This is a genomic window from Exiguobacterium sp. MMG028, assembly GCF_027947425.1.
Taxonomy (GTDB): domain Bacteria; phylum Bacillota; class Bacilli; order Exiguobacteriales; family Exiguobacteriaceae; genus Exiguobacterium; species Exiguobacterium aestuarii_A.
In genome coordinates this window covers 105,406-126,748 of the sequence record NZ_JAQJIN010000001.1, presented here as the reverse complement: position 1 = coordinate 126,748, position 21,343 = coordinate 105,406, and the positions used below count along the sequence as shown (strand labels likewise).

The window sequence follows — 21,343 nt, the reverse complement described above, 5'->3', positions numbered from 1 at the left end:
CGGCGTGTGAAACTTGGTTACTCTGGACCTCTGTCATCGGCTCTAAAGTCGAGCGCTTCACCTGCGACGACCGTCTCACCGAACGGTACGACGACGACTTTTCCGTCTCCGTTCGTCCAAATGATCGGTGTGATGAGTGAAGGTACTTTATCTCGAATCGCATTAAGATCGACTTCGAGAAGGACGTCTCCCGCTTCGACTCGAGCACCTTCTTCTACTTTCGCAGTAAATCCTTCCCCTTTCAAATTGACCGTATCGAGACCAACATGAATCAGTAGTTCACGTCCATCGTCAGCCAAGATACCGATTGCATGTTTCGTTGGGAAGAATGTCGTGATTTGACCCGTCACCGGCGAAACGACCTGACCCGAACTTGGTTCAATCGCAAATCCTTCTCCCATCATGCGACCAGAGAAGACTTGATCTGGTACATCATCAAGTGACAACAATACACCTGACATCGGAGCGAGGAAGCGATGATCAGCTTGTTCAGCCGCTTCCGGTGTAATGACCGCTTTTTCAACTTTTTCTTTCGGTTTATACTCGCCACCTTCGATGATGGTCGCGATTTGTGATTTGAGCGTATCCGACTTCGGTCCAAAGATGGCCTGAATGTTATCCCCTACTTCAAGGACACCGGCAGCACCAAGTGTTTTCAGGAGGTCTTTGTCGACTTGTTTGACGTCATTGACCGTAACACGAAGTCGAGTGATACAAGCATCCAAATGTTTAATGTTTTCAGGACCACCGAGTCCGACGAGCACTTCGTACGGCAAGTCGTCCCCAATACCGGCTTTGTCACCTTTCGCGCCGGTCTGAACGTCACGTCCAGGGATTTTCAGGTCGAACTTCGTAATGGCGAAACGGAATCCGAAGTAATAGATGACCGCAAAGACGAGTCCGACCGGAATGACGAGCCACCAGGCGGTTCGGTTCGGCAAGACTCCGAAAAGAAGATAGTCAATGAGACCGCCAGAGAATGTCATCCCGATCTTGACGTTCAGTAGATGCATCGTCATGAAGGAGAGACCTGCAAAGACGGCGTGAATTCCAAAGAGAAGTGGTGCAACGAAGACGAATGAGAACTCGACTGGTTCTGTGATTCCTGTCAAGAATGACGTGAGGGCAGCTGAGAAATAGAGACCTTCGACGTCTTTCCGACGTTCTTTCGGAACCGTGTGGAACATGGCGAGACAGGCAGCAGGTAACCCGAACATCATGAACGGGAATTTCCCGGTCATGTACGTACCAGCTGTGAACTCGACGCCGTCACGTAGTTGCGCGAAGAAGATCCGTTGGTCACCTTGTACGAGATCACCGGCTTGGTTCGTATATTCCCCGAATTGGAACCAGAACGGAGAATACCAAATATGGTGAAGACCGAACGGAATCAAGGAACGTTCTACCAATCCAAAGATGAATGCTGATAAGGCAACGTTTGCCTCGATGACCGTACTTGAGAACGTATTGATCGCATTCCCGATCGGTGGCCATATATACGCGAGCGCAATCCCGATAATCAAACTGAATGCGGCCGTCGCAATCGGGACGAACCGCTTCCCTGCAAAGAATCCTAAGAAATCTGGCAACTTGATGTTGAAATACTTGTTGTACGCAAAGGCTGCAACAAGACCTGCGATAATACCCCCGAATACCCCCATTTGGAGTGTTGGGATACCGAGAACGGTTGCATACTGCGGGTCGCCTTGAGCGATTTCCGCGGTAATCCCGTTCCACGTGCTGATGACTTTGTTCATGATCAAATAACCGACAATGGCTGCTAGACCAGCAACCCCATCCCCATTCGCCAGGCCGATTGCGACCCCGACGGCAAACAGTAACCCTAAGTTTGCGAAGACGATGTCCCCGGCATCTGTCATGACTTGCCAAATCAGGACAAGTGAGTCATTTGCCAGAAACGGGAGCAATTCAACGAGGTCCGGGTTTTGGAATGCGGTACCAAACGCCAAGAGAAGACCGGCTGCCGGTAAGATCGCAACCGGAAGCATGAGTGCTTTCCCGACCCGTTGTAAAACGCCAAACACTTTCTTCCACATCATGGTTCCCTCCTTTGTCAGAATACTTACTTTTTCCCTCAAACGTTTGGATGAAACCGTTTCATATAAAAAGAAAAAGACCAACCCCGAAGGATTGGTCTAAATGATGATTAGTTTGCTTTCTTTTCGTTACCTGAAGCGATAACCGCTTGGATTTCTGATTTCAATGCATCCGAACGTGGTCCGAAGATTGCTTGAATGTTGTTACCAACTTCAAGGACACCAGATGCGCCAAGGCGTTTCAACTCATCTTTGTTGACTTGGTTCTTATCTTTTACTTCGACACGAAGACGTGTGATACATGCATCGAGGTGTTTGATGTTTTGTGAGCCACCAAGACCCACGAGGATATCTTGTGCAAGTTCCGAACCAGTAGCTGTTGATTGTTCAACAACCTCATCTTCACGACCTGGTGTTTTAAGGTTGAACTTGCGGATAACGAAACGGAATCCGAAGTAGTAAACAACCGCGAACACGAGACCGACTGGAATGACGAGCCACCAAGCCGTACGACCTGGAAGAACACCGAAGAGCAAGAAGTCGATCAAACCACCTGAGAACGTCATCCCGATCTTAACGTTCAAGAGGTGCATCGTCATGAATGAAAGACCTGCGAATACTGCGTGTACTGCGAAGAGAAGTGGTGCTACGAACAAGAATGAGAACTCGATTGGTTCTGTGATACCAGTCAAGAACGATGTAAGGGCAGCCGAAGCCAAGAGACCACCGACAACCGCTTTACGCTCAGGACGTGCTTCGTGGTACATTGCGAGTGCTGCTGCAGGAAGACCGAACATCATGAACGGGAATTTACCAGTCATGAACGTACCTGCTGTCAACTCAGCACCGTCACGAATTTGTGCGAAGAAGATCGCTTGGTCACCACGAACGACGTTACCCGCTGCATCTGTGTATGAACCGAATTCAAACCAGAACGGTGAGTAGAAGATGTGGTGAAGACCGAATGGAATCAATGAACGTTCGATCAAACCGAAGATGAACGCTGCAAATGTACGGTTTTCATTCAACATGAAGTTTGAGAATGAGTTCAATCCGTGTTGAACTGGTGGCCATACTAATAGTAAGACGAAACCAGCAACGACTGCTGCAACTGCTGTTACGATTGGAACGAAACGTTTACCAGCGAAGAAACCAAGGAACTGTGGCAATTCAATATTGAAGTACTTGTTATAGGCCCATGCGGCGATGAGACCCATGATGATCCCTCCGAATACCCCTGTTTGGAGTGTTGGGATACCGAGTACGTTCGCGTATGCTGGGTCACCTTGAGCTAACACTTCAGGTGTGAGTTCGAGCCAAACACCCATCACTTTGTTCATGATCAAGAATCCAACGATTGCTGCAAGTCCGGCAACCCCGTCACCTGCTAAACCGATGGCGACACCGACTGCGAACAAGAGCGCCAAGTTCGAGAAGATGATTCCACCTGCTTGCTCCATCAATTGAGCGAATTTCACGATGCTTTCGTTTGTTAACCAACCAGCACGTGATGTAAGTTGTGGGTTTTGCATTGCGTTACCGAATGCAAGAAGAAGACCGGCTGCCGGCAAGATCGCAACAGGAAGCATAAGTGCTTTACCGACTTTTTGAAGAACACCAAAGATCTGCTTAAACATCAACATTTCCTCCTTTTTTTAAGTACGTATAAACAATATGATAGCGGTGTAGATGTCAGACAACCGACGTATCTAAACGTTTTCATAAATCACGTTTATAAAAACAGAAAAGGCATGAATAAGGATAGAACGTAGACCTCTCCCAATGGAGAAATCACATAACGTTCCACTCCTTACTCATGCCTGATCGAATCAGTAACACGTAAGACACGTGGTATCATTTATCTACTTGTTAGGCGCTGGAGATGCATCGTCAAATATGTCGCTTCACCTCGTGGGACGGGACGCTTTAATTCGCGTTCCATGATACCCATCAGCTCCCAAGCAGTACTATAGCATAGCGGATATTCGTCGCGCAACACCTTTTCAATTTTTTGTGGTGCCTCGACCATCTCACCCGTCGCAACCCGCTCAACGGCGTACCTTAAGTGCCGAAGTAAGCGCTTATAATCGAGTGAAGTTCGGTCCAATTTTACGTTCAAACGACTCTCAATCGTCTGGACGATTTGGCCGATGATTTGGTTATGACGATTCACTTCCAGGACATTTTTGAACGTCGTCGCTGAGTGAATATGGAGGGCAATGAATCCAGTCTCCGCATCTGGAAGAAGTACGTTCAATCGTTCATGGAACATATCGACGATTCGTTCCGCGAGCGCAAACTCGTTTGGATAGAGGGATTCCGTCTCAAGTAAAAACGGATTCGTCACTTCCATCCCTTGCTCGATTCGTTTCATCGTGAAGAACAAATGGTCGGTCAAGCCGATATGAATGTGCTCATCGACTTTTTTACCCGTACTCGTCTCGATGAAGCCGACGATCTCTTGCATGAACGCAATAAAATCCTCATCGACATGTTTGACGAGCTCTTGATACTGCGACTGTTCTTCTTTATCTGTCAGTTGATACACTTTCTCCGGGACGCTGGCCGGGTCGACGAGGTCGCCTGGTTTTTTGCCAAAGCCAATTCCCTTCCCGAGTAGAATGACTTCCGGATCCGTATCATGTTGACAAATGACAACGCTATTATTCAACACTTTTTTGATCGTATACATCGGTAATGTCATTCGCATCGCATCCCTTACTAAAAATCGTTTCGCTATCTAGTATATCGGTTCATGCCCTAAAAAAGTAGGGACAAAACAAAAAAGGCGAACATTTCTGTCGCCATTTAAAACATTGAATAACCGCTCTTCCGTAAGAAACGAATCGTCACGCCAGCCAAGATTGCTCCGAGCAACCCGAAACCGAGCATGAACAAATCGAGAAGTTGCAATCCGACGAGTCCTTCATAGATCCCCGTGAGTGCAGTTGACGTCTCGGTCACGTAACTTGAAAGTTTGACATTATCAATCATCATGATGACAAAAATTGGATAAATGAACACAAGTGTCCATGTCTTTTTAAGTAACATATTCAAGATGAAGCCGATACTGAAAAAAATCGTCATATATAAAACGGCCCCAATGACTGCTTGGATAATATGCATGTGATGCCCCCCTTGTCCGCTCTCCATTATACAAAATTTCAACCGACGTGGTCAAAGAACTTCCTATGACAATTTCGAAAGAAAATAGCTCGTTCTGAATCAGAACGAGCCGTACGTTAATCGAAAATTAGAACTTTCCTTTTTTGAGGACGAGTCCGTATTTTTTCAATTCGATGAAGTGTTTGTTGTCGATGACTTTCTTCATGAATGAAGCGTTGCGACCGAAGATTTTTTTACCCATGACGATTCCGATTCCATCGTTATGACCGAGTGAAGCAACTGTTCCTTTGCTCTCGTAAGTGAACTTCGAAGTCGATTTGCCATTGATAAGTGCCGCGATGTTTTTCGCAACGTTGTGCGCTTGTTGTGTTGCGATTTGTGCCGTCGGTGGGTATGGACGGTTCGAAGCAGGGTCCATGACTGCCGAGCAGTCACCGATGATGAAGACGTTGTCGTGACCTGGTGCACGGTTGTCCGCTTCCACCATGACACGGTTACGAACCGCTTCAAATCCTGATTTTTCAATAATCGGGCTACCACTTACGCCACCTGTCCAGATGATTGTGTTGGCGTGGATCGTTTCCGTCGTGTCACCTTGAAGTGGACCAAACGTAACGACACCTGGCTCAACACCTTTGATTCCGTTACCGAGTTTCATCTCGACACCGTTACGCTCCAACCATTTCTGTGCATACGTTGTGAGTTCTGGGTCGAATCCTGGAAGAACCGTTGGCGCTGCTTCAATGTTGACAATGCGAACAGCTTCGCGTGGAACGTCATATTGTTTGCAAAGTTCTGGGATTCGGTTGACGATTTCACCGAGGAATTCAATTCCTGTGAATCCAGCCCCACCGACAACGATTGTTACGAACGAGCTGTCAGAAGAACCGTTTGTTTTATATTGAGCGAATGAGTACTCGATGTGCTCTTTAATTTTACGAACGCTGTTCAATGAGCTGATTGTCATTGCGTTTTCTTTCAAGCCTGGGATACCGAATGTTTCCGGTACACCGCCGAGACCGATGACAACGTAGTCGTATTCGACGACAGAACCATCTTCAAGCGTAACTTGTTTCGCAGCAGTATCGACGCGATCGACGATCCCTTTGACAAGTTTCACACGTGATGGGTTCACAATATCGTTAATGTAAATGCGTGCTTGGTCTGGGTTCATCGTTCCAGCAGCTGGTTCGTGAAGCCAAGTTGTTTGGTAGTGATAATCATGCTTGTTGATGAGCGTGATGTTCGCGTCACCTGCAGCGAGTGTCTTTTGAAGGTTGACGGCTGTGATGAGTCCGCCAAAGCCCGCGCCAAGAATAACAATGTTAGGTCGTTTCATGTTCATTTCCACCTTGTTTAAAGTTTTGTTTTTTTGAACAACTATGTTGTGTGTTTCTTCACATAGATGTTCACAATAAAGCCCATTCTTGTTCAACATCTGTTCACAATTGCTTCTGTTTCATTGTACGCTCTTTAATTTGAATTCTCAATGGAAAAGCTTATCTTCTTGAATTTTTTTTGAAAGTGTTGCATGTTTGTACTGAATGGATTTAATTCAATAAACTCTCTATAATAAATGTATACGCTTTGAGGAGGAATTCGATGAAGACGACGAAAGATGTAATCATCATCGGTGGAGGTCCGGTTGGATTGTTCACCGCATTTTACGCAGGCATGCGCCAACTCGATACGACGTTGATTGAAAGTTTACCGCAACTCGGCGGTCAATTGTCAACGCTCTATCCTGAAAAATATATTTATGATATCGCTGGCTTCCCGAAAGTGAAAGCACAGGATTTGATTGATCAATTAAAAGCACAGGCTGATCAATTCGAGCAAGACTACCGCCTCGGCGAAACAGTTGAGACGGTGGAACGTCTCGAGGACGGCACGTTCGTTTTGACGACAAATAAAGAAGAGTACCATACGAAAGCGGTCATCATCACTGCTGGAAACGGTGCCTTCTCGGCTCGTCCACTCGGTCTTGACGGTTGCGAAGATTACGCAAACCTTCATTACTTTGTCGACAACATGGAGAAATTCCGTGATCGCCGCGTCATGATTGCCGGTGGTGGCGACTCTGCTGTCGACTGGGCACTCATGCTCGAAGGAATCGCGAAAGAAGTACACATCGTCCACCGCCGTGACCGTTTCCGTGCTCACGAACATACGGTCGAACAAATGAAGGCATCTACGATTAATGTCCTTACGCCGTACAACATCGAGTCACTCTCAGGTGAGACACACATCGAATCTGTTGAATTGACGGATAAGGACGGCGAGTCAAAAATCGTTGAGATCGATGATTTGATTTGTAACTACGGATTCGTGTCATCTCTTGGCCCAATCAAGAACTGGGGAATGGAATTTGAGAAGAACACAATCCGTGTCGACTCACGCATGGAAACGACAGTTGCCGGGATCTTCGCTTGTGGTGATATCGCCACATACGAAGGAAAAGTGAAGCTGATTGCGACAGGTTTCGGTGAAGCACCAATTGCCATCAACCAAGTGAAGCAACTTGTGGATCCGACTGCCCGTCATCCGCAACACTCGACATCTGTATTTGCCGGGAAATAATGATCAATCCTCTGTGGACTGTGTCCACAGAGGATTTTTTCATTTCCGCATCGTTTGAATGATGACCCGGTCAATCCAGTCATCGAGTTGCGTGAACACGAAGCCCGCCTTTTTCGCTTCAGCGATCGACATGTAATAGTCGACGTCCGAATCATATGGGGACGACTCCCCATCTTTTATGATATGGACAGGTTTTCCGACATGTTGCCCGATTCGCTCCATCAAAGCACCCATGGAGATGAGACCATCACTCGCTGCGTTGAAAGGTCCAGTCACGTTCGCACGTCCCACCCATTCTAAAAATGCTGCTGCTTCCGCGCTCGAGATGAAGCCCATCTTCGCTTCTGGATGATGCAACACAATCGGTTCCTCGTTGCGAATGGCGTCCACATAAAATTTGAGTCGATCTGTATAATCATCTGGTCCGAGGACAATTGGTAAGCGTACGGTCGCAACTGGGAATGAAGCCCGGTGGAAGAAGAACGACTCTGCCTCTCGTTTCCCTTGTCCGTAGTCATGCTCGGCTTCTAAATGATATTCATAATGGAGCGGATTAAAGTCACTCTCCTTTAAATCAGGTCCCGGCGCGTATACCGACATTGTAGACGTCAGGACATACTTTCCGACCTTATCCATGAACGCATCCGAAGCGATTTTTGCCTGATACGGGGTAAAACAAATATTGTCGTAGACAAGGTCGAACCGTTCGCGTGCCAAGTCTTTCATCGTCGCGACCGATTGTCGGTCTCCTTTAATGGACCGTATTCCTTCGGCTTCTGGAACTTGCAATTGCCCCCTCGTCACAATTGTCACATCATCCCCCGCCTCCGCGAGTCGTAAGGCAAGTCGTTTCCCGAAATAGCGTGATCCTCCAAAAATCAATACTTTCCTCATCACCCTAGCCCCCTTCAATACGATTCTCTTCCCTACATTCCCTTTCCCCGACGTTCCGTAACTGGTCGAATCGCACAAAAAAAGACTATGGCGCTCCATAGTCTAAAATAATTAACATTCTCCTGGTGTCCCAGCGTTCGTCGCCGTCCGGAAACTTGAACCGCAGCCACACGTGGCGATGGCATTCGGGTTTTTAATCGTGAATCCCCCACCGAGCATCGATTGCTTGTAGTCAATCTCGAGCCCATCGACGACACCGTGATCGACTTCCGCAACGATGACGCGGACGCCGTGATGGTCGAATTGAATATCTTTATCCGTCTTTTCCTCATCAAAGCCCATTCCATATGAAAGTCCTGTACATCCGCCACCTTGGACCTTCACTCGCAAATATTGTGCATCCGGGCGTTCGGTCTGTTTCATCATCTCTTGTACTTGAAGTGCTGCTGATTCTGTCAAATGAATCATCTGAACTCCTCCTCATTTTATCTTCAATTCAAGTCAATTGACTTGTAGTTTTGTGCATTATCTTGTATAACTAAACTGTAACAAAAAAAATTAAATCGTTCCATCTTCGGGGCAGGGTGAAATTCCCGACCGGCGGTATTGAAGAATTTATTCTTCTCAGCCCGTGAGCGAGCAAGGCGTTGCTTGCTGATTTCGTGAGATTCGAAAGCCGACAGTACAGTCTGGATGGGAGAAGATGGCGGCATCCGACCGATATCCGGATGTTTTCTTTGACGTGGACTTTTCCACCTCGGAAAACATCTATTTCGTATGCGCGTAAACTCTCCCGATTGTCTTCATTGCAATCGGGTTTTTATATGCGACGGGTGCCATTCATCGAGGAGCGACCTAAAGGAGAGATTCTGATGAAAACTACGCGCAACAAACGATTGACAACTATGGTGACTTTGGCGATGCTCGGGACGATTTCGTTCGTACTCATGCTATTCAACTTCCCGCTCCCATTTTTACCGCCATTCCTCAAAGTGGATTTCAGTGACATTCCTGCACTCATTGCTGGGATCGTCTTTTCTCCACTCGCAGGTGTCGTGGTCGTCGGATTGAAAAACGTCTTGTACTATGTCTTTAACGGTGGCGGTGTCCCGGTCGGAGAGGTCGCAAACTTCTTCGCAGGTGTCGCATTCATGTACCCGGTCGCATGGTTCTATCACAAACGGAAGACGAACAAAGCACTCGCTTCTGGACTACTCGCCGGTACAATCACGATGGCACTCAGCCTCGCCATTTTAAACTATCTCGTCATCTTGCCAGCCTATGCCTTCTTCTTCGGAATGGCAGACATGGCCGACCCGGCCGTGAAGACGGACCTCGTCCTTTACGGGATCTTACCGTTCAACTTGATTAAAGCGATCTTGATCAGCGCACTCTTCGTTCCACTCTTCTTGAAATTGAAGCCGTGGATCGAACGTCAGCGCGTACAACTTCAAGCATAAACGATAAGCAAGCACCTAGATTAAATTCTAGGTGCTTTTTCTATGTATATACCCATTCTTCAATAGCGAAGTTTTATTGTATAGAGGGTCTTCACATGATTACGCTCAGGGACTTGAATCAATGCTAAGGACTCAAGCTTCCCTTCGATTTTTTGAATACGCTTTGTCAAATACTGAAATGCAGCTACTATCTGCGTGTCGGATAAGTGATTGGCCAACGTACAATGGGGGATCCATTTGTTCGGTATGTATAATGAATCCGAACAATCGTCAAAGTTTCCGTGTTGCGCATGGTGACTTTGATGAAGTCTGGCTAGTCCATCATTCAGCGTCGGAGCTAAAAATATTGTTTTCGAGTCAATGAAAGTCCCTATCGATTCAAAATTGATTGGAACCACTTGCGTTTTGGAATAATGCCGCGACAACCACTCGATATACATATCTACTGCTAACATTTTATAGCTCGCCAACGTGATATGAGGACGTAGATTTTTAATTTTAAACGCGTAGCTGGAGATTCCTTCTTCTTTTAACGAATTCCAAAGTTTCTGCACTTCCGCATCCGTTTCCTCGTCAAAATAGGCTACTAGAGCATACATTACAATCCCTCCTCACCTTTGATAATAGCGCACCCAGGATTGATTTTGTAAATTTTTCTAAGCGAATCGGTTATGTATCAAACATCCCCTACTAATTCCTTCGTCGCTGATTATTGAACACAAAAACGCGACCACCGAAGTGATCGCGTTTTCTTATACTAATTAGAGAAGAAGTCCAGCCAATGTAGCTGACATCAAGTTTGCAAGCGTACCTGCGAGAATCGCGAGGACACCCATACGTGCGATGTCACCACGACGGTTTGGTGCCATACCACCAAGACCACCGAGAAGGATCGCGAGTGATGAAATGTTGGCGAAACCACAAAGTGCGAATGCAATCATTGCTTCTGTACGAGCTGACAAATCACCAGAACCGATGATTGGTGCAAACTCAGAGAAGGCAACGAATTCGTTCAAGACTAGTTTTTGACCGAGGAAGCTACCGAATTGTACTGCATCTGCCCACGGAACACCGATAACAAATGCAAGTGGAGCAAACACGTAACCAAGGATCAATTCGAGTGACAAGCTATCAAATCCGAAGAGTCCGCCGACTGAACCGAGGATCAAGTTGACGAGCGCAATCAATGAAACGAACGCGAGAAGCATTGCACCGACGTTCAAAGCAAGGAAGAGACCGTCAGAAGCACCACGTGCCGCTGCATCGACGAAGTTCGCCGCTCTGTCTTCTTCGTCCTCTGCAATCTCGATGTCATCATCGTATTCTTCTGTTTCTGGAACGATGATTTTCGCGAACAAGAGACCAGCTGGCGCTGCCATGAAGCTCGCTGCGAGCAAGTACTCGAGTGGTACACCGAGTGCTGCGTATCCAGCAAGTACAGAACCGGCAACCGATGCGAGACCACCGACCATAACTGCGAAGAGCTCAGACTGTGTCATCGTAGGAAGGTAAGGCTTGATGACAAGCGGTGCTTCCGTTTGACCGACGAAGATGTTTGCTGTTGCTGAAAGTGACTCTTTACGTGACGTTCCTAATGCTTTCGCGAGTGCCGTACCAAGGATACGGATGACCCACTGCATGACGCCAAGGTAGTAGAGTAACGCGATTAATGATGACATGAAAACGATAATCGGAAGGACTTGGAATGCGAAGACGAAGTTATCGCCGCCGACCGCTGTTCCGAATACGAACGCGATCCCGTCACCCGCCGTGTTCAGGATTGCTTGAACCCCGCTCGAGATCCATTCAAGTGCCGAACGTCCCCAAGACGTGTACAGTACAAGGAAAGCAAATGCGAATTGAACAGCGAACGCTGCCAAGACCGTGCGCCATTTGATGGCTTTACGGTTGGTAGAGAAGATGTAAGCGATTGCAATTAGTGCCAAAATACCAACCACACTCATGATTTTCATTGATGTTGTGCTCCTTTCATATTAAACAAAGCGATTATATGTGTCATACCCGAAAAGAGATGTGCCCTACCGTTTGAAACGCTTTCTTTTTCTCGTTGTTAAACGTCAGACAACCTACATTCGAACCTCTTAGAATATAACATCCCTCTTTTTAAAATGCAACGGGTGAAATAAAAAAGTTTGAGGTCATCCCTCAAACTTTTTACCATGCCATCTCTTCTATTTTTTCATACACCTTCGTCACCAACTCATCCGGCGTTTCACCGGTCACGACTTCCCCGTCGACGAGGCAAAAGAGATCAAGGGAACAGACGCCACAGTAGCCTGTACAGCCGTATTCGACCACATCGAGATCAGGGTCAGACTCTAATTTCGCTCGGGCCACTTGTGAGCCCATCGCTAAATTCGAGGCGCAAAATTCGATGATTGGATTCATCATATATGTCACCGTCTTTCTTTACGTGAATTATCGGAAAATGGTTCTTCTACGGCAGATTATAACATGATACAGTTGAAGAGTAACAAAGGGGGATTATTATGCGCAAATTAGTCGTCTTAGGGGGCGGTTACGGGGGTATGCGTGTCATCGAAAGAGTTCTTGGACATCAGTTGAAGGACGTATCGGTCACGCTCGTCGATCGCTTACCTTATCATGGATTAAAAACAGAGTATTATGCGCTCGCTGCAGGAACGGTCTCGGACCGAGATATTCGCATCGATTTTCCGGAAGAAATTGACTACATATACGGACAAGTCACGGATATCGATACGGAAGACAAGATGGTTCTTCTCGCGAGTGGAGAAAAAGTACCTTATGATGACCTCGTCATCGGATTAGGCTGTGAAGACAAGTATCACAACGTCCAGGGGGCAGCAGAGTTCACGTACAGTATTCAAACACTTGAAGAATCACGAAAAACACAGCAAGCGATCAACGGGTTACGGCCCGGATCGGTCGTCTCGGTCGTTGGAGCCGGATTATCCGGCGTCGAACTCGCAAGCGAACTACGCGAGAGTCGTCCTGATTTGACAGTTCGCTTGTTTGACCGTGGACCTTCCGTATTATCATTCTTATCCAATCGTGTCTCCATGTATGTGCAATCTTGGTTCGAAGAGCACGGAGTCGAAGTCATCAACAATGCCAACATTACGCGCGTCGATGCCGATGGCTTATGGAACCATGAAGATTTGTTCCCTTCCGACTTGACCGTATGGACAGCCGGTATTCAACCGGTCGCTGTCGTACGCAACCAAGGATGGGAGCTTGATGGAGGCGGACGTGTCAAACTGACGGAGCACCATTTCGTCCCTGGCCTACCAGACGTATTCGTCGTCGGAGACAATGCGAGCTTGCCATACGCACCATCGGGACAGCTCGCCGAAGCTCAGGCGGAACAAATCGTTCAAGTGCTCCTCTGTAAATGGAAAGGACTTGCCTATCCAGAGTTACCAGACATCAAATTGAAAGGGACGCTCGGTTCCCTTGGGAAGAAAGCAGGCTTCGGGGTGTTCATGGGGAAACAATCACTCACCGGAAAAGTCGCCCGCTTGTTGAAGTCCGGCATTCTTTGGAAACATAAAGTCATCAAGTAAACAATTGCGAATGGACCTGACGGGTCGATTCGCTTTTTTCATGTACCGCATCACCGATTTTCTGTTACCGTTCCGTCCTCTTGAGTCAAAAGTCTTGTATCTGAATCCCCTGTATCCTTATCTAAATATTCAGATTTTTAATGCCTACGACATATTCTATCCGTTGGAAAAACTTGTTACTCTATGAACACGGCAGCCCGACATCTTGTCATCTTGCCTACTACCTTAAAGGAGGAAACAAGTTGAAAAAAATCTGTAGCACCGTCCTCGCATCATTGCTCGTCTTATCAACCGTCCCAGGAGGCGCAGAAGCCGCCCCGAACAAGGAGAAAGAACGCGTCCTCGTCGTCTTCAAAGAATCGGCAAAGAAAATCCCGCTCTCGATTGAAGGCATGGAAGTTAAACAACAGTATTCGAATATTCCTGCAGCAGCACTCGAAGTTCCAAAAGCTGCCTTGAACGGACTGAAGAATAACCCGCATGTCGCACACGTGGAAGTCGATCAAACGGTACATATCGAAAACCAAAACCAGGATTGGGGAATCCCTAAACTTCAAGCTCCTTCCGCTTGGCAAAGTGGATTCACTGGGAAAGGTGTCAAAGTATCCGTCGTTGATACGGGTATTTCCGCTCATCCTGACTTAACGATTGCTGGTGGTGCCTCGTTTAGTACGGTCACGAGTTCTTACGCCGATGATAACGGTCACGGTACACACGTCGCCGGGATTATCGGAGCCCGTAACAACAGCATCGGTACGGTCGGAATCGCTCACGAGGCAAGCATCTATGCCGTCAAAGCACTTGAGGCGAACGGTAGCGGTAGTCTATCAAGCATCATCGCCGGTATTGATTGGTCGATCACAAATGACATGGACATCATCAACTTGAGTCTTGGGACGACAAGCCCTTCGACGACACTCCAACAAGTCGTGGATCGTGCGAATAACGCAGGCATCCTTGTCGTTGCGGCAGCCGGAAACAACGGACGTACCGATGGGTCGGGCGATCTCGTTAACTACCCAGCGCGTTACAGTTCGGCAATCGCCGTCGCTGCGACGGATATCAACAACAACCGTGCCTCGTTCTCAGCGACAGGTGGCACAGTCGAAGTCGCAGCACCTGGTGTCAGCATCAATTCAACCCTCTCAAATGGCGGCTACGGTCAAATGAGCGGGACATCGATGGCGACGCCTTACGTTGCAGGTAACCTCGCGCTCATGAAGCAAGCTTTCCCAACGTTATCGAGCACGCAACTCCGTACGAAATTATCGCAAGATTCGATTGACCTCGGTACGGCAGGTCGTGACACTTGGTTCGGAAATGGACTCGTCCAAGCCCCTACTTCTGGTGGTACGACACAACCGGTACAAGCACTCACGACGACAGTATCGACTTCGAAGTCATACTACTACGGGGGTGAAGTCGTCTCGATTTCTTCAACAGTTCGTAATTCGAATGGCCAAGCGGTCGCAAACGCCGATGTCCGTGTGACGGTCACACAACCGAACGGCGCGACGCTCGTCGGTACAGGCAAGACGAATGCTTCAGGAGCCATCACGTTCACACTCTCTACGAACTCTTGGTCACAGCGTGGTACGTATCAAGTGAAGTCTGACGCGACGCTTACAGGTTACACGGCTGGTTCAGCAACGTCATCGTTCCAACTTCTCTAAACAAAAAAAGTCGAGCGCTTGGCTCGACTACACTGATTGACGAATCACGTCGCTTCATACGACCTGGTTCGTCTTTTTGTAGTGTGAACATCTACAATCGTTGCGCCGTATCCATCAACTGTGTCGAAGATGTCGCAATCTGTGTCGTCGCCCGCTTGAGTTCGGCAATCGACTCCACAATCTCATCGATGTCCCCGGCAAGGCTCCCCATCTGTCCGTCGGCATGTTCCGAGTCACCAGAGATCTGGAGGAAGGCATCCGTCACTTGATTGATTCGTCCCATCGTCTGCTTCATCTCTTGCTCGGTTGAAAGCACTCGACTCGATGTCTCTTCCATTTGATTCGTCAAACGCTTCACCAAATCCTCAACTTCTTCCGCTGCTTGCTTGGACTGACTCGCAAGCGTCCGGACCTCGGAAGCGACGACTTGGAACCCTTTCCCTTGCTCTCCAGCCCGCGCCGCTTCGATGGCCGCATTCAAACTGAGCAAGTTCGTCTGATTGGCAATCTGTTTCACCGAATCTGCAATCGTCATGATCTCATTCATCAACTTTTCGAGCGCTTTGATTTCTTGAGCAGAATCTGAAAGGTCTCGTGTGATCTCATCGAGACGGCCTGTCTCGGACAAGATAGCGTCTTTCCCACTCACCGATGAATGAAGCACTGTCCTTAACTTCGTCTGAGTCAATGAACTTGAATGTTTCATATCATCCGCTCTCTCGTTCATCGACTGGAAACTGGCCATGACCTCTTGCGAGAGCGCCGCTAAGTCCTCACTAGCCTGTTGGATCGTTTGACTGATTTCATCCTTCACAAGTTGCATTTGGTCACGAACGACTTCAGCTTCGTCATCGAACATCTCCAGTACGATCTGTTGCTCGAAATTAAAGATTTTCGAAACCGCCATCATCAACTTCATTTTTGATTCGGCGTCGAGCTGCTCATCTTGAATCGATAAGACGAGTGTTTCAAATATTTTTTGGAAGGCAGCCATGTACCACTTTCCTTTTAAGCCGATTAGATAATGACGTTTGGCGATGGCAAGACGTCTATGAATGTAAGGTTCATTCAACTTCCCCTCAAACATCTCCATAATATGGTTCGAGAGGGTAAGTTTCAGTTTGTCCGAGGACGAATGTTGCCGAATCAATGCTCTCATCTCATCAATCTTTTCGAGCTCCTCATAGAACACATCAACTAAACGGGGTGTCAATTGACGTAGTTCATGTTGATAGGCACGCAAATACGCGAGATCTTCACGTTCGAGGCGAATCAACTGTCGTTGACGTTCCAACTCATCCGGTAAAGCAATCAACAAGTGCTCCATTTGGGACGAGATGTCTAAATGGATCGGCATATTTCGTTTTCGGGCAAACATTGAACAGTCCTCCTCAATGAATGGATTCACTTAATTTTCAAAATATTATAAAAATTATGCAGGTTATGTTCAGTTTAGACCGATATACAAAAGTTGTAAAATGTTTTTCTCGATAATAAGGAATTAATAACCGACCTCTCATGTGAAGTCCGTTCAAAGTTTTTCTGTAGAAACCAAAAGTTCTTCCGATGAAGTTGCGATTTGACTTGTCGCCTTTTGTAATTCCATAATCGCATTCGTCACATCTTGAACTTCATCGAACAGACGGTTCATCTTTCCGTCTGTCAACGTCGAGTCTGTCGCAATTTTAATGAATAAGTCTGTTACTTGATGCATCCGAATCATCGAGTCTCGCATCTCTCGCTCCGTGATTGTCACACACTCGGTCGTTTCCTGAATCTGATGGTCCAAGCGTTTTGTCAATGCTTCGACTTGCTCGGCTGACGTCTTCGATTGATTAGCTAGCTGCCGTACTTCTGAAGCCACAACCTGAAAACCTTTCCCTTGGTCTCCAGCGCGAGCTGCTTCAATTGCTGCGTTCAAACTAAGCATATTCGTTTGCTCAGCAATTCGTTTGACACCATTTGTAATTAGATTGATTTCAGACATTAATTGATTGAGTTCTCCCATTTGATTTGCGGAGTCAGACAAGTTTTCAGATATAGTCGTCAGATGTGACGTCTCATTCATCAACGCTTCTTTTCCAGATTGTGATGACTCCCTCATATCTTCTAGAGTTATTTTCGTTCCCTCGCTCATTGAACGCATTGCACCGACCTTTTCATTCATCAAACTAAAGTTAGCTGTCATCTCCTGCGTCATCGAGACCAATCCTTCAGTGGTCGTTTGAACCACTCGACTCATCTTTTCTCGATAATCAATTTCCTGTTGCATGTTCGATGCTTCTTCATCAAACATTTCTAACACTATCTGCTGTTCGAAATTAAATATTTTGGTCACTGCTGAAATGAGTTTCACTTTTGAGAGCGAGTCAAACGCTTCTGCCTCGATTTTGTCTAACACATAATCAAAGATTTTTTGAAACGCCGCCATGTACCATTTTCCTTTTAGACCAATCATATGATGACGCTTCGCAATTCGATATCGCTTTTCAATATAAGCACTATCAATGACACCCTCAAACATCTCACTGATATGAGTCGTTAACGTCAGTTTGAGTCGCTCAGACGACGAATGTTGATTGATCATTTGTTTCATCTCTTCAATTTCTTCTAAATGACTATAAAATACATGAACGAGTTGTGGCAGTACTTCTTGAATACGAAACCGGTAACTTCTTAAATATGCTAGGTCTACTAAGGTCAATTGAATCAGCTGTCTTTGCTGATTTAGTTCAGGTGGAAGATCGATTTTGACTTGATTCATTTCAACGTTCTCATCTAGTGTAATCTGTACTTGAATCTTTTTCCGAAACATCTTCGTCGCCTCCTAAATTCTCTACAGTAAATAGGATACAAAAAGACGAACTTATTTCCTTTATTCAAAAATAAGATGTTTTTGTAGACAAAAAAGACGATTTCATCACATATAAAATCGTCTTTTTTGCCATATTTTAATTTTTCTTCGCTTCAATCGCCGCGTATACTTTCCGCAATTGAACGACACCCTCGTCAATCACTTCCCCGTCGAGCAAGACGAGCGGATAGAACCATTCGTCTTCTTTGAGCGCCTGGGCGAACTCATCTTCGCTCTGTTCGAAATCGATATATTCAAACGAAAAGGATTGCTCCGGATACTTTCGTCCGAGTGCACTTTGCAACCATTCATACGTCTCGGTCGAGCTCGGTGCACCGACACAACTCGCGCATTGAACCTCTGCGCCATATACCGTAATCTTCATCCTCATTCCCCCTCGAATCCATTATACAAAATTCTTTCCCTCTCTCGATGATGAAACGCTCAGCGTAAATGATTGAGAAACGCTCTCAAACTTGCTAGAATAAAGTAGAACGAGAAAGGGGTAGATACCATGGAAATGTTTGATCAAGTCCAAGAAGTGCTCGATAAATTGCGTCCGTTCTTGCTTCGTGACGGCGGAGACGTCGAACTCGTAGATGTCGAAGAAGGCATCGTCAAGCTCCGTTTAATGGGTGCTTGCGGCAGCTGCCCGTCTTCAACTATCACGTTAAAAGCCGGTATTGAGCGTGCGCTCATCGAAGAAGTACCAGGCATCGTCGAAGTAGAACAAGTATTCTAAGCAAAAAGGGAGACATTCGTCATCCCTTTTTTTCATGCTTCCATTCATCTAAGCTCTCGACCATATAGGTCGGGAGTTTTTCTTGTTCTTGGATAAATGCCGGTCCATGTACACCTGAATTCACATGGAGTGTACGAATGCCACCATTGATTCCAAATAAAATATCTGTGTGATAGTTATCCCCTACCATGACGACATCTTCTTTATTCAACCCAATCATGTCGAGTGCGATGTCAATCATGACCGGTTCCGGCTTTCCGATGAAGAAAGGATCTTTCTCCGTCGTCACGGTCAACACAGACGTGAGTGATCCGTTCCCCGGTAAAAATCCACGTTCGGTCGGAATGGCGATATCCCCATTCGTCGAGATGAATCGAGCCCCTGAACGGATGGCGATTGCGCCTCGCGCCAACTTCTCATACGTGATGTGTCGGTCGAGTCCAATGACCACGTAGTCCGCCTTCGGTTCGTCCGTGACATGAAAACCACGAGACTCTAACGCGAGACGGAGTCCGTCTTCCCCAATCATATAGACGGTTGCTCCTGGCGACATCTTCTCAATATAAAAAGCCGTCGCCATCGCGCTCGTCAAGACGTTTTCTGCCTTCACGTTTGCGCCCATCGCAATCAATTTATCCGCGATCTGTTGTTGTGTCATCGATGCGTTGTTCGTGACGAACAAATACGGGACGCCCGTCGCTTCTAGTTCGTTGACGAAATCAACCGCTGCCTGAACGGGTTCTGTACCGGCATACATCGTGCCGTCTAAATCAAACAAATATCCTTTAATCGGTTCCATCCAATCACTCGCTTTCTGGTAAGAATGCGGACACTGGTCCAAGCTCGACTTCTAAGTAGTGACGAACTTGTGCGGAGAATGCCGTGAAGTCTTGTTTTGACGTCTTCACCCACTCATCAAATTTTGATGCGTCGGCGTGCACAAACTCACGAACGTAATAGGCACGTAATCCGACGAGCGCTTTCGTCGCGTTCGCCGTCGTCTCATCGAGTACGCGCTCATCCAGTAAGATGTCGACAATGTCTTCATAACTGCCCGGATCTCGCATAATGAACCCGTCAATCATCGAGTTCCCAACATCGATGACACCTTCCATAAGAAGGACGGCCATTCGCTGTTTCGCAAGCTCCACCGTGAACGCATCCCCCGTCAATTGATCGGTGTGCGCTAACATCGTCTCTATTTGTTCCAGTGTCTGATTAATCTTCTCTCTATTCACAAAATACATGATGATCCCCCCTGCTGTTAATACTAATGCTTTTTCGGTCAGGAGAAAAGAATCTGTCCTATTTACATCATTTATAAAATTGTGATACACTAATCAACGGATTTAAACCGCAAAAAGTATAACACATTGAATAGAGATAACGTGGAGGGTACAACACTATGGAACGTGAATTAGCATTAGAAATCGTACGGGCAACAGAAGCAGCAGCACTCGCATCATCGAAATGGATTGGACGCGGCCAAAAGAACGAGGCCGATGATGCAGCAACGTCAGCGATGCGAGAAGTTCTCGGAACGGTCAACATGGATGCGACAGTTGTCATCGGAGAAGGTGAACTCGATGAGGCTCCAATGCTCTACATCGGGGAAAAACTCGGAACGACATTCGGTCCGAAAGTTGACATCGCTGTCGATCCACTCGAAGGAACATCCATTGTCGCAAAAGGCCTTGGAGATGCGATGGTCGTCATCGCCGTTGCTGATGAAGGTGCCCTCCTCCACGCACCAGATATGTACATGGACAAGCTTGTCGTCGGTCCAAACTTAAAAGGGAAAGTCTCCCTCGACGAACCGCTCGAGTCAATCATTGAAAAAGCTGCGAAATATAATAACAAGCGCATCGAAGAAGTAACGGTCATCATGCAAGACCGTGACCGCCACGAACACCTTCGTCAAGCCGTCATGAATGTCGGCGCACGCGTCAAGTTATTCGAAGATGGCGATGTGTCTGCGGGAATCGCTGCTGCCGTCAAATCGAACCCGATCGATATTTTCATCAGTACAGGTGGAGCTCCTGAAGGAGTCATCACAGCCGCTGCTGTCAAAGCGCTTGGTGGAGACATGCAGGCTCGTCTACATCCGATGAACGAAGAGGAATCAGCTCGCGTCATCTCAATGGGAATTGAAGACCCACTTCAACTTCTTACGCTCGACGACCTCGTCAAGAGCGACGACTGCATCTTTGCTGCGACGGGTGTCACGTCAGGTGAGTTGCTCGATGGCGTCAAGTTCTTGACGGATGATATCGTCGAGACGACGTCACTCGTCATGCGCTCGAAGACACGCACGATTCGTAAAGTCGTGGCTGAACATCACTTGTCATTGAAGCCATACTTACAAAAAACTGAAGTCAACGCCTAAAAAAA

The 21,343-nt window shown here is 47.0% G+C and carries 20 protein-coding genes, 1 pseudogene and 1 riboswitch; of the genes and pseudogenes, 6 read left to right on the top strand and 15 right to left on the bottom strand.

From position 1 onward, the window contains the following. Positions 1-17: 17 nt before the first annotated feature. The 5 genes and pseudogenes from ptsG (PJK55_RS00770) to PJK55_RS00750 all read right to left on the bottom strand — a co-directional run bounded on the left by ptsG (PJK55_RS00770) (position 18) and on the right by PJK55_RS00750 (position 6,522). Positions 18-2,057, bottom strand: coding sequence for a glucose-specific PTS transporter subunit IIBC (ptsG, locus tag PJK55_RS00770; protein ID WP_271304498.1), 2,040 nt, complete (start codon positions 2,055-2,057; stop codon positions 18-20). Between the two features lie 137 nt (positions 2,058-2,194). After that, a pseudogene (ptsG, locus tag PJK55_RS00765) lies at positions 2,195-3,694 on the bottom strand (glucose-specific PTS transporter subunit IIBC); the annotation flags it as partial. 221 nt (positions 3,695-3,915) lie between these two features. Continuing rightward, on the bottom strand, positions 3,916-4,761 hold the full coding sequence (glcT, locus tag PJK55_RS00760) for a glucose PTS transporter transcription antiterminator GlcT (RefSeq protein WP_214746281.1): 846 nt from the start codon (positions 4,759-4,761) through the stop codon (positions 3,916-3,918). A gap of 104 nt (positions 4,762-4,865) precedes the next feature. Beyond that, entirely contained in the window at positions 4,866-5,183 is a 318-nt protein-coding gene (locus PJK55_RS00755) for a YuiB family protein (protein ID WP_012726819.1), read from the bottom strand. 127 nt (positions 5,184-5,310) lie between these two features. Beyond that, on the bottom strand, positions 5,311-6,522 hold the full coding sequence (locus PJK55_RS00750) for an NAD(P)/FAD-dependent oxidoreductase (protein ID WP_214746276.1): 1,212 nt from the start codon (positions 6,520-6,522) through the stop codon (positions 5,311-5,313). Positions 6,523-6,785: 263 nt separating this feature from the next. Between PJK55_RS00750 and PJK55_RS00745 the strand changes: the two genes are divergently transcribed. Further along, positions 6,786-7,763, top strand: a complete 978-nt coding sequence (locus PJK55_RS00745; protein ID WP_074033516.1) for an NAD(P)/FAD-dependent oxidoreductase — start codon at positions 6,786-6,788, stop codon at positions 7,761-7,763. Between the two features lie 39 nt (positions 7,764-7,802). Here the strand turns inward: PJK55_RS00745 and PJK55_RS00740 are convergent, their stop codons facing one another. Continuing rightward, on the bottom strand, positions 7,803-8,657 hold the full coding sequence (locus PJK55_RS00740) for an NAD-dependent epimerase/dehydratase family protein (RefSeq protein ID WP_214820521.1): 855 nt from the start codon (positions 8,655-8,657) through the stop codon (positions 7,803-7,805). A gap of 111 nt (positions 8,658-8,768) precedes the next feature. Then, a complete protein-coding gene (locus tag PJK55_RS00735) occupies positions 8,769-9,125 on the bottom strand; it encodes a HesB/IscA family protein (protein WP_074033519.1) in 357 nt (118 codons plus the stop codon). A 98-nt stretch (positions 9,126-9,223) separates the two neighbouring features. Beyond that, a riboswitch (FMN riboswitch) is annotated at positions 9,224-9,366 on the top strand. A gap of 163 nt (positions 9,367-9,529) precedes the next feature. Between PJK55_RS00735 and PJK55_RS00730 the strand changes: the two genes are divergently transcribed. Beyond that, positions 9,530-10,117 carry an ECF transporter S component gene (locus tag PJK55_RS00730; protein WP_214693438.1) on the top strand — a complete coding sequence of 196 codons (588 nt, stop codon included), beginning with the start codon at positions 9,530-9,532 and terminating at the stop codon, positions 10,115-10,117. A gap of 59 nt (positions 10,118-10,176) precedes the next feature. Here the strand turns inward: PJK55_RS00730 and PJK55_RS00725 are convergent, their stop codons facing one another. From PJK55_RS00725 to PJK55_RS00715, 3 genes are all read right to left on the bottom strand, one after another. Further along, positions 10,177-10,716: a 2'-5' RNA ligase family protein gene (locus PJK55_RS00725; protein WP_271304496.1), complete on the bottom strand. Its 540-nt coding sequence runs from the start codon at positions 10,714-10,716 to the stop codon at positions 10,177-10,179. Between the two features lie 162 nt (positions 10,717-10,878). Continuing rightward, on the bottom strand, positions 10,879-12,090 hold the full coding sequence (locus PJK55_RS00720) for a NupC/NupG family nucleoside CNT transporter (RefSeq protein ID WP_271304495.1): 1,212 nt from the start codon (positions 12,088-12,090) through the stop codon (positions 10,879-10,881). Between the two features lie 202 nt (positions 12,091-12,292). Beyond that, the gene (locus PJK55_RS00715) at positions 12,293-12,529 is read right to left on the bottom strand and encodes a YuzB family protein (protein WP_074033523.1); all 237 of its coding nucleotides are present in this window, start codon (positions 12,527-12,529) and stop codon (positions 12,293-12,295) included. A gap of 98 nt (positions 12,530-12,627) precedes the next feature. On the opposite strand from PJK55_RS00715, the gene PJK55_RS00710 reads away from it, so the two are divergent. Together PJK55_RS00710 and PJK55_RS00705 are read left to right on the top strand one after the other, a co-directional pair. Next, a complete protein-coding gene (locus PJK55_RS00710; RefSeq protein WP_214746262.1) occupies positions 12,628-13,683 on the top strand; it encodes an NAD(P)/FAD-dependent oxidoreductase in 1,056 nt (351 codons plus the stop codon). A 242-nt stretch (positions 13,684-13,925) separates the two neighbouring features. Continuing rightward, on the top strand, positions 13,926-15,356 hold the full coding sequence (locus PJK55_RS00705; protein ID WP_271304494.1) for a S8 family serine peptidase: 1,431 nt from the start codon (positions 13,926-13,928) through the stop codon (positions 15,354-15,356). Positions 15,357-15,447: 91 nt separating this feature from the next. Here PJK55_RS00705 and PJK55_RS00700 read toward each other — a convergent pair whose 3' ends face one another. The 3 genes from PJK55_RS00700 to PJK55_RS00690 form a co-directional block, all read right to left on the bottom strand. After that, positions 15,448-16,734 carry a globin-coupled sensor protein gene (locus PJK55_RS00700; RefSeq protein WP_271304493.1) on the bottom strand — a complete coding sequence of 429 codons (1,287 nt, stop codon included), beginning with the start codon at positions 16,732-16,734 and terminating at the stop codon, positions 15,448-15,450. A 153-nt stretch (positions 16,735-16,887) separates the two neighbouring features. Further along, the gene (locus PJK55_RS00695) at positions 16,888-18,171 is read right to left on the bottom strand and encodes a globin-coupled sensor protein (RefSeq protein ID WP_271304492.1); all 1,284 of its coding nucleotides are present in this window, start codon (positions 18,169-18,171) and stop codon (positions 16,888-16,890) included. A 136-nt stretch (positions 18,172-18,307) separates the two neighbouring features. After that, positions 18,308-18,595: a YuzD family protein gene (locus PJK55_RS00690; protein WP_271304491.1), complete on the bottom strand. Its 288-nt coding sequence runs from the start codon at positions 18,593-18,595 to the stop codon at positions 18,308-18,310. 129 nt (positions 18,596-18,724) lie between these two features. On the opposite strand from PJK55_RS00690, the gene PJK55_RS00685 reads away from it, so the two are divergent. Then, complete coding sequence (locus PJK55_RS00685; protein WP_012726833.1) at positions 18,725-18,952, top strand: NifU family protein; 228 nt, start codon at positions 18,725-18,727, stop codon at positions 18,950-18,952. A gap of 19 nt (positions 18,953-18,971) precedes the next feature. Here PJK55_RS00685 and PJK55_RS00680 read toward each other — a convergent pair whose 3' ends face one another. Together PJK55_RS00680 and PJK55_RS00675 are read right to left on the bottom strand one after the other, a co-directional pair. Further along, entirely contained in the window at positions 18,972-19,751 is a 780-nt protein-coding gene (locus tag PJK55_RS00680) for a TIGR01457 family HAD-type hydrolase (RefSeq protein WP_214693457.1), read from the bottom strand. A gap of 4 nt (positions 19,752-19,755) precedes the next feature. Then, complete coding sequence (locus PJK55_RS00675; RefSeq protein WP_271304490.1) at positions 19,756-20,199, bottom strand: DUF86 domain-containing protein; 444 nt, start codon at positions 20,197-20,199, stop codon at positions 19,756-19,758. Between the two features lie 158 nt (positions 20,200-20,357). Here PJK55_RS00675 and glpX point away from each other — a divergent pair, with 158 nt between their 5' ends. Continuing rightward, positions 20,358-21,338 (top strand): class II fructose-bisphosphatase, encoded by a 981-nt coding sequence (glpX, locus tag PJK55_RS00670; RefSeq protein ID WP_047795127.1) that lies wholly within the window; start codon positions 20,358-20,360, stop codon positions 21,336-21,338. Positions 21,339-21,343: the final 5 nt, after the last annotated feature.

Bases quoted from the DNA above. Each gene is read 5' to 3' on its own strand.
- ptsG (WP_271304498.1), bottom strand. From the start codon at position 2,057: ATGTGGAAGAAAGTGTTTGGCGTTTTACAACGGGTCGGGAAAGCACTC.
- glcT (WP_214746281.1), bottom strand. From the start codon at position 4,761: ATGACATTACCGATGTATACGATCAAAAAAGTGTTGAATAATAGCGTT.
- PJK55_RS00755 (WP_012726819.1), bottom strand. From the start codon at position 5,183: ATGCATATTATCCAAGCAGTCATTGGGGCCGTTTTATATATGACGATT.
- PJK55_RS00750 (WP_214746276.1), bottom strand. From the start codon at position 6,522: ATGAAACGACCTAACATTGTTATTCTTGGCGCGGGCTTTGGCGGACTC.
- PJK55_RS00745 (WP_074033516.1), top strand. From the start codon at position 6,786: ATGAAGACGACGAAAGATGTAATCATCATCGGTGGAGGTCCGGTTGGA.
- PJK55_RS00740 (WP_214820521.1), bottom strand. From the start codon at position 8,657: ATGAGGAAAGTATTGATTTTTGGAGGATCACGCTATTTCGGGAAACGA.
- PJK55_RS00735 (WP_074033519.1), bottom strand. From the start codon at position 9,125: ATGATTCATTTGACAGAATCAGCAGCACTTCAAGTACAAGAGATGATG.
- PJK55_RS00730 (WP_214693438.1), top strand. From the start codon at position 9,530: ATGAAAACTACGCGCAACAAACGATTGACAACTATGGTGACTTTGGCG.
- PJK55_RS00725 (WP_271304496.1), bottom strand. From the start codon at position 10,716: ATGTATGCTCTAGTAGCCTATTTTGACGAGGAAACGGATGCGGAAGTG.
- PJK55_RS00720 (WP_271304495.1), bottom strand. From the start codon at position 12,090: ATGAAAATCATGAGTGTGGTTGGTATTTTGGCACTAATTGCAATCGCT.
- PJK55_RS00715 (WP_074033523.1), bottom strand. From the start codon at position 12,529: ATGATGAATCCAATCATCGAATTTTGCGCCTCGAATTTAGCGATGGGC.
- PJK55_RS00710 (WP_214746262.1), top strand. From the start codon at position 12,628: ATGCGCAAATTAGTCGTCTTAGGGGGCGGTTACGGGGGTATGCGTGTC.
- PJK55_RS00700 (WP_271304493.1), bottom strand. From the start codon at position 16,734: ATGTTTGCCCGAAAACGAAATATGCCGATCCATTTAGACATCTCGTCC.
- PJK55_RS00695 (WP_271304492.1), bottom strand. From the start codon at position 18,171: ATGTTTCGGAAAAAGATTCAAGTACAGATTACACTAGATGAGAACGTT.
- PJK55_RS00690 (WP_271304491.1), bottom strand. From the start codon at position 18,595: ATGAAGATTACGGTATATGGCGCAGAGGTTCAATGCGCGAGTTGTGTC.
- PJK55_RS00685 (WP_012726833.1), top strand. From the start codon at position 18,725: ATGGAAATGTTTGATCAAGTCCAAGAAGTGCTCGATAAATTGCGTCCG.
- PJK55_RS00680 (WP_214693457.1), bottom strand. From the start codon at position 19,751: ATGGAACCGATTAAAGGATATTTGTTTGATTTAGACGGCACGATGTAT.
- PJK55_RS00675 (WP_271304490.1), bottom strand. From the start codon at position 20,199: ATGTATTTTGTGAATAGAGAGAAGATTAATCAGACACTGGAACAAATA.
- glpX (WP_047795127.1), top strand. From the start codon at position 20,358: ATGGAACGTGAATTAGCATTAGAAATCGTACGGGCAACAGAAGCAGCA.